Here is a 17,727-nt window from a genome sequence, read left to right as displayed (position 1 = left end):
GCGGTCGACGCGGAGTTTTCGCCGCCGGATGCCGGGTACGCGCGCCAAGAGCCGGTTCGTGAGGTGACCGGCCCTCCAACCGAGCCAGGAGGTGGCGATGCGCATCGGGTACAAACTGGCGGCCGAGGCATTCGGCCCGAACGAGCTTGTCCGTCAAGCGATTCGAGCGGAGGAGTCCGGTTTCGACTTCGTCGAGATCAGCGATCACTTCCATCCCTGGCTGGACAATCAGGGCCATTCCCCGTTCGCTTGGAGCGTGCTCGGAGCCATCGCGGCGAAGACCGATCGGATCGCACTCGCGACCGGAGTGACCTGTCCCATCCTGCGCTACCACCCCGCGATCATCGCGCAGGCGGCGGCGACGCTCGCGATCTTGTCCGACAATCGTTTCACCCTCGGTGTCGGGTCGGGGGAGCGTCTCAACGAGCATGTCGTCGGCCGCGAGTTCCCGCCGGTGCGGATCCGCCAACGGATGCTGCGCGAAGCGCTCGAGATCATCCGTTTGCTCTGGCGTGGCGGCTACCAGTCCTACGACGGTGAGTTCCTGACCATCTCCGAGGCGCGCGTTTTCGATCTGCCCGAGGCGCTGCCGCCGATCGCCGTCGCCGGGGGCGGCCTGCAGGCGGCCCGCATTGCCGCCGAGCTCGGTGACGGCCTGTTCGCCACCGAACCGAACTCGGAGATCGTCGAGCGCTACCGCGCGGAGGGGGGCACGGGCCCGCGCTACGCGGAGGTCGGGATGGCGTGGGCGCCGGACGAGGAGACGGCCGCGAAGGCGGCGCTGGATACGACGCGTTGGGCGGTCACGGGGTGGAAGGTGATGAGCGAGCTGCCGAATCCGGTCAATTTCGCGGCGGCTACCACTACCGTCCGCCTGGAGGACATCCTGGACAACTTCGCCTGCGGCCCGGATCCGGCCCGCTACCTCGACGCCGCCAAGCAGTACACCGACGCCGGCTTCGATCATCTCGTGATGCAGAACGCGGGCCCGGACCCGGACGGCTTCCTCGACTTCTACCGGCGGGAACTCGACGAGCCACTGCGCGCTCTGGCGCCGAGCACATGAACGGGAACGGCACGCGCGAGACAGCTTGCGCGGGAACGCTCGGGCAACCGCCGGCTATCCCTGGAGTTTCATGCTCGCCGCCCGCGCCCGGGGTCGGCACGGTCTGGACCACGGCGCACGCACCACTCGAGCGGGAACTCGCCACCGCGCTCGGCGTGCCTTACGAGAAGGTCATGCCGGCGGCGTTCATCCCGCTGGCGTTCACCCTCGGCACCGACTTCCGGCCCGCGAAACGCATCGATCGGGCTGAGGTCCTGCACTGGGACACGTGGTGACCACCGCCCGACGCGTCAGACGGTCGTTGCGCGGATCGTGGTGAACAGCCGCAGGCAGCGTGCGGTCATCTGGTCGGGCGTGTGACCGGGATGGTCGCTCCACCAGGAGATGGTGGTGGACACGATGCTGAACCACAGTGCCAGCAGCAAGGAGTGATCGTCGTCGTCGCAGATGCCGGCATCGGCCAGCACCTGCGATACGCCCGCCGCGCCCATGCCGTTGAGGGCATTCTGATACTCCCGAGCCACCGAATGGGCCGCACTCGACCGTGGCAGGGTAGCGTCATAGATGATCTTCCAGTTCTGCGTGCGCCCGTCGAGTGCGCGGAAGATGCCGGTCAGTGTCGCGAGCGCCCGGTCGTGCGCGCCCTGCGCGAACCGAGCCGCTGCCACCGCGTCGATCAGACTCTTCCCGGCGCGGTGCACGCAGGCCGCGTGCAGTCCGTCGCGGGAACCGAAGTAGGCGTACACGAGCGGTTTGGAAACACCTGCGGCCGTGGCGATCTCGGCCACGGAAGCCTTTGCGTAGCCGCGCTCGCCGAACTCGCAGGTGGCGATGTCGAGGATCTGCTCCTCCCGCCGCTCTCGCGGCACACCCTTGGTGCCCGGCCTGCTCATCGGGCCTGCCGTACGGGCGGCGGGACGATCGGGTCGAGCAGCACCCCGGGATTGAGGATTCCGGCGGGATCGAGCGCCGATTTGGCCGCCCGCAGCGCCGTGGCGAAGGGTTCGGGTCGCTGTCGGTCGTACCAAGGGCGGTGGTCGCGGCCGACGGCATGATGGTGGGTGATGGTTGCGCCGTTGCCGTGCAGCGCTTCGGATACGGCGGCCTTGATCTCGTCCCACTGCTCGACCGTTCGTCCCCAGCTGCCCGCAGCGTAGATGCCGAAATAGGGCGCGGGGCCGTCCGGATAGACATGGGTGAACCGGCAGGTCAGCACCCCGGTGACACCGGCGGATCGGAACGCGGCCGTGGTCGCCGCCTGCACGGCCGCACGCAGAGCGTCGAAACGATCCCAGGTGCAGGCGGTTTCGAAGGTCTCCACGATCATGGATTGGGCCGCGAGCGCATCCCGTTGATACGGCATACGCAGGAACGACGACCGCCACGCGTCGGCTGCGCCCGCGCGCGCCGGGTCTTCCGCCGAGTCGGTGGCGCGAACGCCGTCCGGGATCGTGCCGCCGTGCTCGCGGCAGATCTGCACGGCCCGGCGCATCGGTTCGTCCACCGGATGGTCCGCGGACTCGAATCCTAGAACCAGCACTCCGCCTGGCGCGCCGGTGCCCGCGTTGAGGAACGCCTCCACCGGATCGAGCAACCGGCAGTTGGCGGGAAACAGAGCCGACTGGGCGATGGCGCGGGTGGCGGCCACCGCCGCGTCGTAGTCGTCGAACAGCACCGATGCGCCTGCCCGCCAGCGCGGACGGTCTTGCAAGCGCATCCACGCCTCGGTGATGACGCCGAGTACGCCCTCCGACCCGAGGAACATCCGATCCGGCGAGGGCCCCGCGCCCGACGCGGGCAGCCTGCGTGATTCGCTGATGCCGACGGGCGTGACCACCCGTAGCGATTCGGCCATGTCGTCGATGTGGGTGTAGACGGTCGCGTAGTGCCCGCCCGCTCGGGTGGCCAGCCACCCGCCGAGCGTGGAGAACTCGAACGATTGCGGAAAGTGCCGCAGCGTCAAGCCCTCCGGCCGCAACGCGGCTTCCAGTGCCGGGCCGAGGATGCCCGCCTGGATCCGTGCGGCCCGGCTGGTGCGGTCGAGTTCGAGGATCCGGTTCATGCGGCTCGTGTCCAGCGACACGGCTCCGGCGTAGGCGTCGGCGCACCGTGGTTCCACCCCACCCACCACCGACGTTCCGCCGCCGAACGGCACCACGGCGACCCCCGCGCTCGCGCACCAGTCCAGGATGTCGACCACGTCCTGCTCGGTACGTGGCCGCAGCACCTGGTCGGGGACGTGGTCGAGACGCCCCAGCAGCGCCCGCACCACGTCGCGGAACGCCTGCCCGTGACCGTGCGCGACACGGTCGCCGAGGTCGTCGGAAGCCAGCCCAGCCAGTGCATCGGGTACCTGGACACGCGGCGCGGGCACGCGCAACGACGTCAGCTCCGGCGCTTCGTGCACGGTCAACTCGGCGTCCGGGAGCAGAGCCGCTACGCGTTTCGTGAGGGCGGCTCGCTCGGTGCCGGTCACCGCGTCTTCCCGGTTGCCCCATCCCCACCAGGACCTCGTCGCCATCACATGGCTCCATTCCCACGAAGTTAATTGACTGGAGAGTAAATTACCTCAGGATCAATTGGCCGTTGGGGGGCGATGCTGCTCGGCCGCGCGCGCCGGCGCCGGCACGGTAGCTCTTCGCTCGCGGGCGACGGGCGTCGGTCGGTCAGTCGGATCCCGTTCGCTCAGCCTGGCTGGGAGCCGGTCGCGGCAGGTGCCGGCAGCGCGCCACTTGTCGTGACTTTCATCACATCAATTTGTGCGAACAAATGATTGTTCTTCGCATCACACCATGTCGTAGCCCAATTGGGGCCGGGGTACTCCTGTGAGCCGTCCCAGCCTCGTTGCGACTATCGATGCGGCGTTCGCTAAGGTCCGTCTGCACGCTCGGGTCATGGTTCACGCATTTGAGGCACTGCTTCTGGCTCCATCGCCAGGGCGGACAATGATCGACCAGAGAGTGAACCCGCCGCCGCATGACCCCGACACGCCGTTCCGCACGTCGCACCCAGCATTCACGGGCACGCAATCTCCTTTTCCCCCAACTGCTCACGGCCGCGGTCGACGCGGCGTTCGACTCCCCGGCGGTCCGGTACAATCCCACCGGCGATCCAGCGGATCAGCGGGAGCTCAGCTACCGGGAACTGGACGAGGAGTCCTCGCGATGGGCGCGCTATCTGATCGGGTTCGGGGTGGGTCCCGGGGACTTCGTCGCGGTCGCCATCACCCGGTCGATCGAGTCGGTGCTGGCGGTGTGGGCGGTCGCGAAGACCGGCGCCGTCTACGTGCCCGTCGACCCTTCCTATCCGCCGGATCGAATCGCGCACATGATCGCGGATACCGGCGCGATCGTCGGGCTCACCACCTCGGCGCACGTGGGCGCACTCGCCCCGCTCGGCGTGCGATGGATCGAACTCGACTCCGCGGCGCACCAGGAGAAGGTCGCCGCCGAGCCCGGACACGCCGTCTGTTATCTGGACCGGCTACGTCCGCTCACCGAACAGCACCTCGCCTACGTGATCTATACGTCCGGCTCGACGGGCAAGCCGAAGGGCGTGGCCGTGACGCATGCGGGGCTCGCGAGCTTGGTGGAGCACGAGATCGCCGCCCGGGCGGTGCGGCGGGAGTCGCGCGTCTCGCATCTGTGCACACCGAGCTTCGACTTCTCGGTGATCGAGATGCTGCTCGCCTTCTCGGCGGGCGCGACGCTGATCGTCGCGCCGCAGACGGTGTTCGGCGGCGCCGAACTCGCCGAGCTGCTGCGACGCGAGCGGGTGACGCATCTGTGCATCACGCCGGGGGCGCTGGAATCGATCGAGCCGGCCGGTCTCGGCGACTTGCGGGCCATCCTGTGCGGCGGTGAACGGGTAGGACCGGAACTGGCCGCGCGGTGGGCGAGCGGCGACCGCTGCTTCTACATCGTCTACGGACCCACCGAGACCACCATCTTCGCCACCGGCACCGAGGCGTTGTCCGCGGGCGGAGCGACCCATATCGGCACTCCGGTACCGGCGCTGGGCGTCCATGTCCTCGATGCCCGGTTGCGGATGGTGCCCACCGGCGTGGTCGGGGAGCTGTATCTATCCGGACCGGCGCTGGCTCAGGGGTACCTCGGACGCCCCGGGCCGACCGCCGACAGATTTGTGGCCAATCCGTTCGCGGCGGTGCCCGGCGCCCGCATGTACCGAACCGGAGACCTGGTCCGTCGGACCTCGGCGGGCGTGCTCGAACACCACGGGCGGGTGGATTTCCAGGTCAAGATCCGGGGGCTGCGGATCGAGCTCGGCGAGATCGACAACGCGCTGACCAGCCACCCGGACGTCGACTATGCCGTGACGCTCGGTACGACACTGCCCTCCGGCGGCGCCGCGCTGGTGTCCTACGTGCTGCCACGAACGGCACCCACCACCGACGGAAGCGTCCGGGTGGCGCTCGACACCGCGGAACTCGCCGATTTCCTGGCGAAATCCCTTCCGGCTTACATGATTCCGGCCGCGATCACGGTGCTCGACGAACTGCCGCTGACGCCGGTGGGCAAGCTCGATCGCGCCGCGTTGCCGGAGCCGGTGCTCACCACCCGGCAGTTCCTCGCCCCCGCCACACCCACCGAGCAGGTGGTCGCCGACATCTTCGCCGCACTGCTCCTGCCGCCGGGCGGCTCGGGCCGGGTGGGGGCGAACGACGACTTCTTCGAACTCGGCGGCAATTCGCTGATCGCGACGCAGGCGGCCGCGCGGCTGGGCGCCGCCCTGGGCGTGCGGGTTCCCGTCGCTCTGCTGTTCGAGGCGTCGGTGGTGGCGAAACTGGCCGAACGCCTGAACGAGCAGACTCACCTCGGCCATCCCGCACCGCGACCGATGCCGCGACCGGATCGGGTGCCGCTGTCGTTCGCGCAGCGGCGGATGTGGTTTCTGAACCGATTCGATCAGGCCGCAGCGAGCAACAACATTCCGCTGGCGGTGCGGCTGAGCGGACAGCTCGACGTGGATGCGCTGCGGGCCGCGATCCGGGATCTCGTCGTGCGGCACGAGGTGCTGCGGACCAGCTATCCGGAGCACGAGGGGACGGGCAGCCAACGGGTGCACGCGCTCTCGGAGCCCGGGGCGGTACCGGAACTGCCGGTGCTCGACGTCACCGAAGCCGAAATCCGCGAGCGCACGGTCGCCACGGTGGTCGAGGGTTTCGACGTCACGGCGGCGCCGCCGGTCCGGTTGCGTCTGCTGCGCTCGAGCGAGACCGAGCACGTGCTGGTGGGCGTGGTCCAGCACATCGCCGCGGACGGCTCCTCCATGGGCCCGCTGACCGCAGACCTGATGACGGCGTACGCGGCCAGGGCCGCAGGCCGCGCGCCCGCCTGGAAACCCTTGCCCTTCCAGTACGCGGACTACACGCTGTGGCAGCGCGACATGCTGGGCGCGGAGCACGATCGGGACTCGATCTTCGCGCGACAACTCGAATTCTGGCGCGAACGGCTGGCCGACCTACCGGAAAGGCTGGACCTACCGGCCGACCGGCCGCGCCCCGCGGTGTTCTCCGGTCGCGGCGCCGTGCACGAGTTCAAGATCGACGCGACGGTGCACGCGGCGCTGAACCGGCTGGCGCACCGAACCGACGCGACGCTGTTCATGGTCGCGCACGCCGCGTACGCCGTATTGCTGGCGCGGTTGTCCAACACCCGCGACATCACCGTGGGCGCACCGGTGGCCGGACGCGGCGAGGCCGCGGTGGACGGCCTGATCGGCATGTTCGTCAACACCCTCGCGCTGCGGACCGACGTCGACCCCGGCCACAGTTTCGCCGAACTGCTCGCGCAGGTGCGCAGCCGGGACATCGAAGCGTTCGGCCATGCCGACGTGCCGTTCGAACGCCTGGTGGAACTGCTGGACCCGGTGCGTTCGAGTGCGCATCACCCGCTGTTCCAGACCATGCTGACGTTCCAGAACTTCGCGCCCGCGACACTGGAATTGCCCGCACTGCGCGTCTCCGCGCTGGATTTCGCCCTGCCGCTGGCGAAATTCGATCTCGAGCTGACCATGGTGCCGCACGAGGACGAGCGGACACCGCTGGGCATCTCGGCGGCGTTCACCTACTCCACCGACCTGTTCGACGAGGCCACGGTGTCGGGCTTCGCCCGGCGGCTGTGCGGCATCCTCGCGACCGTGGCCGATGCGGCGGATCGCGCGGTAGGGGAGATCGACCTGCTGGACGCCGCGGAGCGCACCGCGATTCTGGCGCATTGGAACGACACCCGGCACCCGCTCCCGGCGGGACTGGTGCTGGACGGGTACCGGCGTGCGGTGGCGCGTCATCCGGACGATGCCGCGGTCGTCTTCGGGGACCAGCAGCTGACCTACCGTGAGTTCGACGAGCGGGTCAACCGGCTCGCCCGGGTGCTCATCGATCACGGCGTCGGCGCGGAAACGCTGGTGGGACTGGCGATCCGGCGTTCGCTGGACCTGGTGGTCGGCATGTACGCGATTCTCACCGCCGGCGGCGCGTACGTACCGCTGGACCCCGAACATCCCGCCGAACGAATCGCGCACGTTCTCGAGGTCGCCCGGCCCGTCTGTGTGCTCACCACCTTCGCCGACGAAGTACCGGTGCCCGACCATGTCACCGTCCTGCACGTGGAGGCGCTCGGCGTCGATCGGCGCTCGGGCGCGCCGATCCGCTCGGACGAACTGCTGCGAAAGGTGCATCCCGAACACCCCGCGTACGTGATCTTCACGTCGGGTTCGACCGGGCGCCCGAAAGGCGTGGTGGTCTCGCACAAGGCGATCGACAACCAGATCGAGTGGATGCTCGCCCGATACCCCATGGGGCCGGGGGATGCCTACCTGCAGAAGACCGCCACCACCTTCGACGTCTCGTTGTGGGGCTATCTCATGCCGCTGCGGTCGGGCGCGAAACTGGTCGTCGCCGAACCCGACGGGCATCGTGACGCGGCCTACCTCGCCTCGGCCATCGCCGCGCACGGTGTCACCGTCACCGATTTCGTGCCTTCGATGTTGACCGCGTTCGCCGCGCACGCGACGGCCGGAAGCCTCGCGACACTGCGCGATCTGTTCGTCATCGGGGAAGCGCTGCCGCCGGAGACCGTACGCGCGGTCCGAGCGGTCACCGGCGCACACGTGCACAACCTCTACGGACCCACCGAAGCCGCGGTATCGGTCACCTACCAGCCCGCTGGAACAGGCGACTCGGTGACGGTGCCCATCGGGCGGCCGCAATGGAACACCCAGGTCTACGTCCTGGATTCGCGGTTACAACCGGTCGCGGCCGGTGTGCCCGGCGAGTTGTACCTGGCCGGAGATCAACTCGCCCGTGGATACGTGCGGCAGGCCGCATTGACCGCCGGTCGTTTCGTCGCCAACCCGTTCGACAACGGCACAAGGATGTACCGCACGGGCGACCTGGCCTTGTGGCGCGTGCCCGCCGATGGCGAGCCGCAGCGACTGGAATATCTCGGGCGTACCGATTTCCAGGTGAAGTTCCGCGGCCAGCGCATCGAACTCGGGGAGATCGAGACCGCGCTGCTCGCGCAGCCGTCGGTGAGCCAAGCCGTCGCCGCGGTGGTCGCCTCGGCATCGGGAGATCGGCTGGCGGCCTACGTGGTCCCGCGGCCCGGCCAGGCCGTCGACCGTGCCGAACTCATGGCCGGGATCTCGGCGGTGCTGCCCTCGTACATGATCCCGTCCGCGCTGGTGGAGCTCTCGGCGCTGCCGCTGAACGCGAGCGGCAAACTCGATCGCAGAGCACTGCCCGCGCCGGTGATCGAGGCCAGGGCGTTCCGGGCTGCTCGCAACCCCGCCGAACAGGCCGTGGCTCGAGTTTTCGCCGAGTTGCTCGGCGTCGAGCGAGTCGGCATCGATGACGATTTCTTCGCCCTCGGCGGCAATTCGCTGCTCGCCACCCGAACCGTCGCGCGGGTCAACGAGGCGCTGGGCTCGCAGGTCGGCGTGCGCGACCTCTTCGAGGCGCCGCTCGTCTCCGCGCTCGCCGCGCGAGTGGCCGCCGGCGGGACGGGTACCACTCGTCCGCCGTTGACGCGGTCGCGGCGGCCGGAGCGCATTCCGCTTTCGCTCGCCCAGCAGCGCATGTGGTTGCTCAACCGCATCGAGCCGGACTCGCCCGCGTACAACATGCCTTTCGCCGTCCGGTTGAGCGGTGCCCTGGACCTACCCGCGCTGCGTCAGGCGGTCGCCGACGTGATCGAACGGCACGAGGTGCTGCGCACCCGGTACCCGGTCGACGCCGAGGGACAGCCGTACCAGGAGATCCTTCCGACGGACGCGGTTCTCCCCGACGGCATCGCGGTCGAGCCCGGCGTCGCCGACGTCGCGGACCTGGTGAACGTGCTGATGTCCGCGGGTTTCGACGTGACCACGGCCGCGCCCATCCGGGTGCGGCTGTTCACTTCGGGTCGCGACCATCTGCTCGTCATCGTGACCCACCACATCGCGGCGGACGGATCGTCGCTCGCGCCGCTGGCGCGCGACCTGGTGACCGCCTACACGGCGCGTCTCGGCGGTGGCGCGCCGGACTGGCCACGTCTGCCGGTGCAATACGCCGACTTCGCGATCTGGCAGCACGCCGCCATCGGCCCCGATGATCATTCCGATTCGGTTGCGGCGCAACAGCTGTCGTATTGGCGCAACCAGCTGGCCGGGCTGTCGGGGCCGCTGGAGTTGCCGACCGATCGACCGCGACCGTCGAGCGTATCCTCCTGTGGCGCGTCTATCGGCCATCCGATCCCGGCGCGGATCCACGAGCAGCTGAGCCGGATCGCGCGCGACCACAACGCGACGCTGTTCATGGTCGTGCACGCGGCGCTCGCCACACTGATCGGGCGCCTGTGCGGCGCCACGGACGTCGTGATCGGCACCCCGGTCGCCGGGCGCGGCGAACGCGCGCTGGACGACCTGGTCGGGATGTTCGTCAACACGTTGGCTCTGCGCGTCGAGGTCGACCCTGCCGCCACGTTCCGCGACCTCGTCGGCCGGACCAGGGAAGTGGCGCTCTCGGCGTTCGCCAACGGCGACGTGCCGTTCGAGCGGGTGGTCGAGGAGGCCGCCCCCGCCCGCAGCGGGGCGCACAACCCACTCTTCCCGGTGATGCTGTCGTTCCAGAACATCGAGCAGCCCACCCTGGAACTGCCCGACCTGACGGTCACCGCGGTCGACAACGGCGCGACCGCGGCGAAATTCGATCTGCACGTGGTCGTCGAGCCCCGGCTCGGTGACGACGGCCGGACCGAGATGGCAATGAGCTTCACCTACGCCACCGAACTCTTCGACGAATCGACCGTCCGCTCCTTCGCTCGCCGGTTCGAGCGCATCGTGTCCGCGGTCGCGGAGGACCCCTCGGTGCGGGTCTGGGATATCGATGTCCTCGATGAAGACGAAAGCTGCCCGGCTGTCACGCGATCGCACGAAACTCGGGACGAGTCCGCGCCGACGCTACCGCAGCTGATCGGCGAGCAGGCGCGCCGCAGGCCGGAGGCGACGGCCGTCCGGTGCGGCGCCGCCGCAGTGAGTTTCGGCGCGTTGCAGCGGCGCGCGAATCGCATCGCCCGCGCCCTGATCGCAGCCGGGGCGGGGCCGGAAACCATTGTGGCCGTGGCGGTGCCACGCACCGAAGAACTGCCCGCCGCACTGCTCGGCGTGCTCACGGCCGGCGCCGCGTATCTGCCGATCGACCTGACCTACCCGGCGCAGCGGCTGGCCTTCGTTCTCACCGACGCGGCGCCGGTGTGTGTGCTGACCACCGCTGACGAGCAGTCCGCTCTTCCGGAGACGGGCTTGCCCACGGTTGTGCTGGAGCAGACGGCGGAATTCACCGACGATCCGCTGACCGACGCCGAGCGCATGGCGCCCCTGCTTGCGGACAACCTCGCCTACGTCATCTACACATCGGGCTCCACCGGCGTGCCCAAGGGTGTCGGAGTGACGCACCGCAATGCGGTGGAATTGTTCACCAGGGCGCAGCCCCTGTTCGAATTCGGCGAGCGTGACGTCTGGACGTTGTTCCACTCCTTCGCCTTCGACTTCTCGGTGTGGGAACTGTGGTGCGCGCTCGTGACCGGCGGCACCGTCGTCGTGATCGACTACGAGACCTCGCGATCACCGGAGCAGTTCCGCGAGTTGCTGATTCGCGAGCGGGTGACGGTGCTGAATCAGACGCCGTCGGCGTTCTGCCAACTCGTCGACGCCGACCGGGACGCCTCGGCCGCGCCGGGGGAGTTCGCGCTTCGGTACGTGATCTTCGGTGGTGAGGCGCTGGATCTGCGGCACCTGCGGCGCTGGTACGAGCGTCATCCGGAGGGCACGCCACGGCTGGTCAACATGTACGGCATCACGGAGACCACCGTGCACGTCTCCTTCCTGGAGATCGGCACGGACCTGACGGACACTCCGCTCAGCCTGATCGGCCGCGCCCTGCCCGGGCTGGACACGCACGTGCTGGACATCCGCCTGCGACCGGCGCCGTTCGGTACTCCCGGTGAGATCTATGTCGCGGGTGGTCAGCTGTCGCGCGGTTACGCGGGCCGTCCCGGCCTCACCGCGACGCGGTTCGTCGCCGATCCTTTCGGGCCGCCCGGGTCCCGGATGTACCGGTCGGGTGACCTCGCGCGCTGGAGCCGGTTCGGCGGTGACGCCGGGCTCGCCTATTGCGGTCGCGGCGACCAGCAGGTGCAGCTGCGCGGCTTCCGGATCGAGCTGGGGGAGATCGAATCGGCGCTGGTGCGGTGTCCGGGCGTGCGTCAGGCCGTCGCGCTGGTGCGGACCGATGCCGCTCTCGGCGATCAGCTCGTGGGCTATGTGCTACCGGAGCCCGGCGCGCGGCCCGACCCGGCCGAAGTGCGCGATCAGGTCGCCGCGTATCTGACCGGATACATGGTTCCCGCCGCGATCGTCGTGCTCGACGCCTTCCCCTTGACGCCCAACGGCAAGCTCGACCGTCGGGCACTGCCCGCGCCGGCATTCCGCGCGCGCGAATTCCGCGTGCCGGCCACGCCCGTCGAGGCGACCGTCGCCGACGCCTTCGCCGCGGTGCTCGGCGCCGAGCGCTTCGGCATGGACGACAACTTCTTCGAACACGGCGGGAACTCGCTGCTCGCCGCCAAGCTGACGCTCCGGCTGTCGTCCGCGCTCGGTACCCGTATCCCGGTGATGCGGGTGTTCACCGCGCCCACACCCGCGCAGCTGGTCGCCGACCTGGCCCGTCGTGCGAGCGGCGCGGTCGAGACCGAGGCGGCCTTCGAGATGCTGCTGCCGCTGCGCCCCTCGGGTTCGGCCGCACCGCTGTTCTGCGTTCACCCGGTCTCGGGGATCTCCTGGTCGTACGCCGGTCTCGCCGCCTACCTCGATCCGGAGCGTCCGCTCTACGGTCTGCAGACACCGGTGCTGGCTACCGACGAGGTGATGCCGGGTTCGATCGAGGAATGGGCCCACCACTACGTCGAGCTGATCCGTTCGAAGCAACCGACCGGCCCCTACCATCTACTCGGCTGGTCCTTCGGCGGCGTCATCGCGCACGAGATCGCCGTCCAACTGCAACGTCGGGGCGAGCGAGTCGCGTTGCTCGCGGTGATGGACAGTTACATGGCGGATCCGCCGGGCACGCCGCCCGGCGACGCGGGCCAGGTGCCGGTGGCCGAACTCATGGGCGGTCTGCTCGGTGAGCAAGCCGGCGATCTCGGCAACGTCGCGGAAGTGGACTGGGCCGCGCTGCCGCAGAAGATGACCGAACTCCCCGAACCCTTCGCTTCGTTCGGATCCGACCGCGTCACTCGCATCCTCGACGCGGCTGTGCACTCGGTCGCGCTCCGCGAAGCCTACGACCCGCCCGTCTACCGCGGCGACGTCGTCTATTTCACCGCCGCTCTCGACGACCCGACCGGCTGTGTCGGCGCGTCGCTGTGGCGTGAGGTCGTCGACGGCCGCGTGCACAACCACGCCGTGTCCACCACGCATTGGCGGATGACCACGGCGGCCGGCCTGGCGGAGATAGCCGACGTGCTCACGCGAGCGTGGCGTGCGGGCGAGCCGGACCAGGAGCGGCCGGTCAGCCGGTGAACCAGCGCCGCAACCTGGCCTCGGCGGCCGCTGCCTTCTCCCGGGCCAGTTCCGCCGACGGCGGGGAGAACGGCGCGGCCGGCGCGGGCCCGGAGAGGAAATCCGCCTCCACCTTGCCGACCAGCCCGTCACCGAACTCGATATGACAGGTGCCCCGGCCGCGGTACCGCTCGGATGGGGCCGCTCCGCGCAGCTCGGCCTCGATGCCTGCGGCGACCGTGCGGGCGGCGTCCTCGGCGAACACACCCGCCCGCGGGACCGGAGCGTCGGCGCAGTCGCCGAGGGCGTACACGCCGGGATACGGCGTTGCGAGGGTGCGCGGGTCGACGGCGACCCAGCCGTCGGTCCCGCCTTCGGTGAGCCCCGATGCCTCGACGACCGCGGGGACCCGGTGCTTCGGGATTCCGATGAACAGGTCGTAGGACAGATCGCCGCCGTGGGTGACCGCCACATGGCGGCTCGGGTCGAGCGCCTGGATCGGCAGCCCGGGGGAGTAGCCGATCCCACGCCGGTTCAGCGCTTCGACGATCGCGGCGGAGGTCTCCGGGGACACCGGGATCGGTGACTCCATCGGGCTGGCGAACCGGATCTCGGCGCGGTCGCGGATGCCACGCCGATCCAGCTGCTCGTGCAGGAGCATCGCGCCTTCATACGGCGCGGGCGGGCACTTGAACGGCACGCCCAGCACCGCGACGAGCACCGAACCGCCGTCGAAGCCGGCCAGGCGTTCGCGCAATCGGCGGGCGCCGTCGATGGAGTAGTACTCATAGCCGTCTTCGAGGAACCCGGGGGTCGCGCCAGGGTCGTAGTCGGCGCCGAGGGCGACGACGAGAATGTCCGGGTCGTACACGGCGCGGTCGGTGCGGACCCGGCGGGCGCCAGGGTCGATCGCGGTCACCTCCTCCTGCCGGAATTCGACACGCGGATGGCGGAAACGGGTGTACGGCACGCGCACGGCCTCCGGCGGCACGTCTCGGAACAGGATGTCCAACTTGGCGAAGCCGAAGGTGAAGGAGTCGTTGCGGTCGATGACGACGACACGGAGGTCGCCGGTCGGCGAACCCGACAGACGGGTGGCCAGCTCCAGTCCTCCGAACCCCGCACCGAGAACGAGTACGGTTCGCATACGGTGATTCTTCACCCTGTGGCGCGGGCGGGTCGAGCACTTCTTCATCCCTGCCCGCGTGCGACGCGGTTTCCGCCCTGTGCCTGCCGGGCCGACGCTCGAGCGGCGTGGCCGGAGGGCCCTGCGATCGGTGACCTTCGGCCATCAACTACGGCGGCACTTCGCGCGATGCTGAGAAGACGAACCGAGGAGTCCCCGTTCCAGCCGCGCCTGCCGGTCGCAGGCGATGCATTGGAACGGCGGGGTCCGAGGAACAGGTGATCGAGGTGCCGCGATGTACCTCGCCGGGCCGTGTGGCCGCAGCGCTGGGCATCGACCACCGGAATGAGCGTGCCCATGACAGAACTACGGCCTCTCGATTCGGGCTTCATGGAACTGGAGGACTCCGACCGGCACATCAGCCTCGGGATCGGCGCGGTGGCGATCATCTCCGGCGCTCCGCCGGGCAGGCCCGAGTTCGGCGACATGATCGCCAGGAGTGCGGAGCAGAACCCGCGCCTGCGCCAGAAAGTGCGGCGGTGGCCGCTGGACCTGGCTACGCCGGTATGGGAGGACGACCCGGATTTCGATGTCGCGCATCACATCCGGTGGACCGCCCTGCCCACACCGGGGGACGACCCAGCGTTGTGCGAACTGGTGGCGGCGGAACTGGAGGAGCGGCTCGATCGCGACCACCCGCTGTGGCAGTGCGTCGTCGTCGAACATCTCCTGGGAGAGCGGTGGGCACTGTTCGTCAAAGCGCATCACAGCCTGGTGGACGGCGTGTCCGGGATATCGGTGTTCCGCAGTCTCTGTGATCCCGTGACGGGGGACCTCGGCCACGCCGGGTCGGACACGCAGGGCCGCCGCCCCGGAGTGCGGTGGCTCGATGTGGTGCGCGGCCTGACGCGGCTCCCCGTCGTCGCGCCACGGTCGGTGATCGCGGTGACGCGCGGTCTGGCTCCGGTGGTGTCCGCCGTGGTCTCGCCGGCCGCCGAGTCCTCGCTCAACGGCCCCATCGGCCGCCAGCGCCGGTATGCGGTGGCACGGGCGGCCCTGTCGGACGTGCACGACATCGGTACGACGTTCGGCGTCACGGTCAACGATGTCGTCCTGGCTTCGGTCGCCGGCGCTTATCGCGACCTGCTGGCCGGTCGCGAAGAGCGGACAGCTCCGGACAAACTGCGCATCCTCGTCCCGGTCTCCATGCGGTCCGACAAGGCGAAGTATCTGATGGACAATCGGGTTACGGCGGTGCTGCCGTTCCTGCCGATCGATGTGGCCGATCCGGTGGAGCGGCTGAACGCGATCAGGGATCGGATGACCAGGAACAAGTCGGGCGGTACAGCGCAAGCCGAGAATTCGGTGCTCGCTGTGGCAGGCCTGCTGCCGTTCGCGCCGCTGGCGTGGAGTCTGCGTCTGCTGGCGCGTTTTCCGCAGCGAACCGTCGGCGCGCTGGTGACGAACGTGCCCGGCCCCCGTGACCGGTTGACCATCCGTGGGCGCACGGTATCGGAGATCCTGCCCGCCGTGCCGATCGCCATGCGGGTGCGCACCGCCGTCGCGGTCCTCAGCTACGCGGACCAGTTGACATTCGGCATCACGGGAGATTACGACACCGCCCCTGATATCGCCGTGCTCGCCGAGGGAATCGAGCGGGACATCCGGCGGCTGCGCGAGCGTGCCGGCCTCCGCAGACCGTCCCGGCCCGGGGTGGGCGAACCGTGACGATCACTCGGCCGGGAGTCCCGCTCCGCGGGTAGCAGGGACCGATCGGGGACTTTCTGCTCTGTCCGGCAGGAGAACTCGGTGATGATATGGGAAACCGTGGTATCGAGTGAAGACCGGAAAGCGAGGTCGTCCCCAGTGGATGCACGCGTGATGTGCCGCGGTACGAGATCATGATCGCGTCGAACGGCCGTGTCGCGGACAACGGCGTCCCGGCCCGCACGATGGTGGAGATCGACCGCGAGGAGGCGTTGCGGCTACTGGCCGGTGTCGCCTACGGCCGCGTCGTCTTCACCCGGGACGCGCTGCCCGCCATCCGTCCGGTCAACCATTTCGTGGACGCCGGGCTGGTCATCGTGCGTACCCGGGTCACATCGCGGCTCACCGGCACCGTCCGTGCCGATCCCTCCGTCGTCGTCGCCTACGAGGCCGACGACATCGATGCGGTGACTCACGTGGGTTGGTCGGTCGTGGTGACCGGCCTCGCCCGTACGGTGACCGACCCCGAACGGGTGGAGCGCTATACGCGACTGCTGCGGCCGTGGGCCGATGCGGTGATGGACACGGTCATCGCCATCGAACCCACGATCGTGACGGGTGTCCGGCTGCTCGGCGAGCAAGATCAGGCGGCGCGATGACGCCGCCAGACCTCGAGGATCCCATGGACACCGAGAACCTCTCGCACGCAACAGATCTCGAACCTCCGATGTTGGCCGCGGTCGACGGCTCGGCCAGCTCGTATCAGGCGGTCGCCTGGGCGGCAGTCGAAGCCGCGCTGCACGGCCGTGCGCTGCACATCCTCACTTCGATGGCGATCCCGACCGGCTCCGGGCCCGGGATCTCATTGGGGGAGGCCGATCTGGAGTGGTTGCGCAGCGACGGCGAGCGCATCCTCGCCGAGGCGACACGGGTGGCGCGCACGGCCGCGCCGGGCGCCGAACCCGCCATCACCACGGAGATGACGTTCGAGCTGATCATTCCGACTCTCATCGAAAGGTCCTCGCGCGCGCGGATGCTGGTGGTGGGCAGCCGCGGACTCGGCGCGTTCCAGCGCGGACTGCTCGGCTCGGTGAGTACCGCGACCACCCATCACGCGCGATGCCCGGTCGCGGTGATCCATGGCATCTCGGCGATCGACGCCGTGTCGGCGCAACTGCCCGTGCTGGTGGGCGTCGACGGGACCGACAACAGTACGGCTGCCATCGAGCTGGCGTTCGACGAGGCGTCGCGGCGAAAAGTCGACGTGATCGCGCTGCACGCGTGGAGCGACGCCAGCGGTCTGGACGCGCCCGTCCGGGGGTGGGCCACCGCCCGCGAATCGGCGGAGGCCGTGCTGGCCGACAGCCTCGCCGGGTGGGTCGACCGCTATCCGGAGGTCGCGGTGCGGCGGGTCGTCACGGCCGACCGGCCTGGTCGGTCCCTGCTGGACGAATCGTCGAACGCGCAGCTGGTGGTCGTCGGCAGTCATGGCCGAGGCGGGTTCACCAGCATGCTGCTCGGGTCGACCAGCAATACGTTGTTGCACTCGGTGGACGTGCCTTTGATCGTCGTGCGCGCACGGTGACGGATGCCGCCCGCCGACCGGCGGGCAGATGACCGAGGGGGAGCGGCTGCCCAGCGCGACTCGCCGCGACCGCCGCCGGATCGCCATGCACCAGCGGCGTTGTGCCGCAGGGGCGATGGCCTGCCCTCCTCATCGGTTCGGCGGCGGTGGGTGTGCGATATCGGAACAGCGGGACTTTCGGGTGCG

The 17,727-nt window shown here is 69.5% G+C and carries 9 protein-coding genes; 6 read left to right on the top strand and 3 right to left on the bottom strand.

The genetic code is table 11. From position 1 onward, the window contains the following. Positions 1 to 97: 97 nt before the first annotated feature. On the top strand, positions 98 to 1,066 hold the full coding sequence (locus ACWEKR_RS10365; protein WP_452354235.1) for a TIGR03557 family F420-dependent LLM class oxidoreductase: 969 nt from the start codon (positions 98 to 100) through the stop codon (positions 1,064 to 1,066). Further along, on the top strand, positions 1,063 to 1,341 hold the full coding sequence (locus ACWEKR_RS10360; RefSeq protein ID WP_452354234.1) for a hypothetical protein: 279 nt from the start codon (positions 1,063 to 1,065) through the stop codon (positions 1,339 to 1,341). The genes ACWEKR_RS10365 and ACWEKR_RS10360 overlap by 4 nt, the downstream gene beginning before the upstream one ends. Positions 1,342 to 1,356: 15 nt before the next feature. Here ACWEKR_RS10360 and ACWEKR_RS10355 read toward each other — a convergent pair whose 3' ends face one another. After that, positions 1,357 to 1,959 (bottom strand): TetR/AcrR family transcriptional regulator, encoded by a 603-nt coding sequence (locus ACWEKR_RS10355; RefSeq protein ID WP_452354233.1) that lies wholly within the window; start codon positions 1,957 to 1,959, stop codon positions 1,357 to 1,359. Further along, positions 1,956 to 3,587: an FAD-binding oxidoreductase gene (locus tag ACWEKR_RS10350; protein WP_452354232.1), complete on the bottom strand. Its 1,632-nt coding sequence runs from the start codon at positions 3,585 to 3,587 to the stop codon at positions 1,956 to 1,958. Before ACWEKR_RS10350 ends, ACWEKR_RS10355 begins: the two co-directional genes overlap by 4 nt. 455 nt (positions 3,588 to 4,042) lie before the next feature. Here ACWEKR_RS10350 and ACWEKR_RS10345 point away from each other — a divergent pair, with 455 nt between their 5' ends. Further along, positions 4,043 to 13,144 carry an amino acid adenylation domain-containing protein gene (locus tag ACWEKR_RS10345; protein ID WP_452354231.1) on the top strand — a complete coding sequence of 3,034 codons (9,102 nt, stop codon included), beginning with the start codon at positions 4,043 to 4,045 and terminating at the stop codon, positions 13,142 to 13,144. Here the strand turns inward: ACWEKR_RS10345 and ACWEKR_RS10340 are convergent. Then, positions 13,134 to 14,270: an NAD(P)/FAD-dependent oxidoreductase gene (locus tag ACWEKR_RS10340; RefSeq protein ID WP_452354230.1), complete on the bottom strand. Its 1,137-nt coding sequence runs from the start codon at positions 14,268 to 14,270 to the stop codon at positions 13,134 to 13,136. The two genes, ACWEKR_RS10345 and ACWEKR_RS10340, sit on opposite strands and share 11 nt — an antisense overlap. A gap of 336 nt (positions 14,271 to 14,606) precedes the next feature. On the opposite strand from ACWEKR_RS10340, the gene ACWEKR_RS10335 reads away from it, so the two are divergent. The 3 genes from ACWEKR_RS10335 (at position 14,607) to ACWEKR_RS10325 (ending at position 17,541) form a co-directional block, all read left to right on the top strand. Further along, positions 14,607 to 15,977 (top strand): wax ester/triacylglycerol synthase family O-acyltransferase, encoded by a 1,371-nt coding sequence (locus tag ACWEKR_RS10335; RefSeq protein ID WP_452354229.1) that lies wholly within the window; start codon positions 14,607 to 14,609, stop codon positions 15,975 to 15,977. 173 nt (positions 15,978 to 16,150) lie between these two features. Further along, positions 16,151 to 16,615 carry a pyridoxamine 5'-phosphate oxidase family protein gene (locus tag ACWEKR_RS10330; RefSeq protein ID WP_159840527.1) on the top strand — a complete coding sequence of 155 codons (465 nt, stop codon included), beginning with the start codon at positions 16,151 to 16,153 and terminating at the stop codon, positions 16,613 to 16,615. Further along, positions 16,612 to 17,541, top strand: coding sequence for a universal stress protein (locus ACWEKR_RS10325; RefSeq protein ID WP_452354228.1), 930 nt, complete (start codon positions 16,612 to 16,614; stop codon positions 17,539 to 17,541). Before ACWEKR_RS10330 ends, ACWEKR_RS10325 begins: the two co-directional genes overlap by 4 nt. Positions 17,542 to 17,727 lie beyond the last annotated feature (186 nt).

It is taken from the genome of Nocardia sp. NPDC004573, from assembly GCF_053602135.1.
The sequence above is the reverse complement of the archived record's forward strand: the minus strand, read 5'-3'. Positions and strand labels throughout refer to the sequence as shown.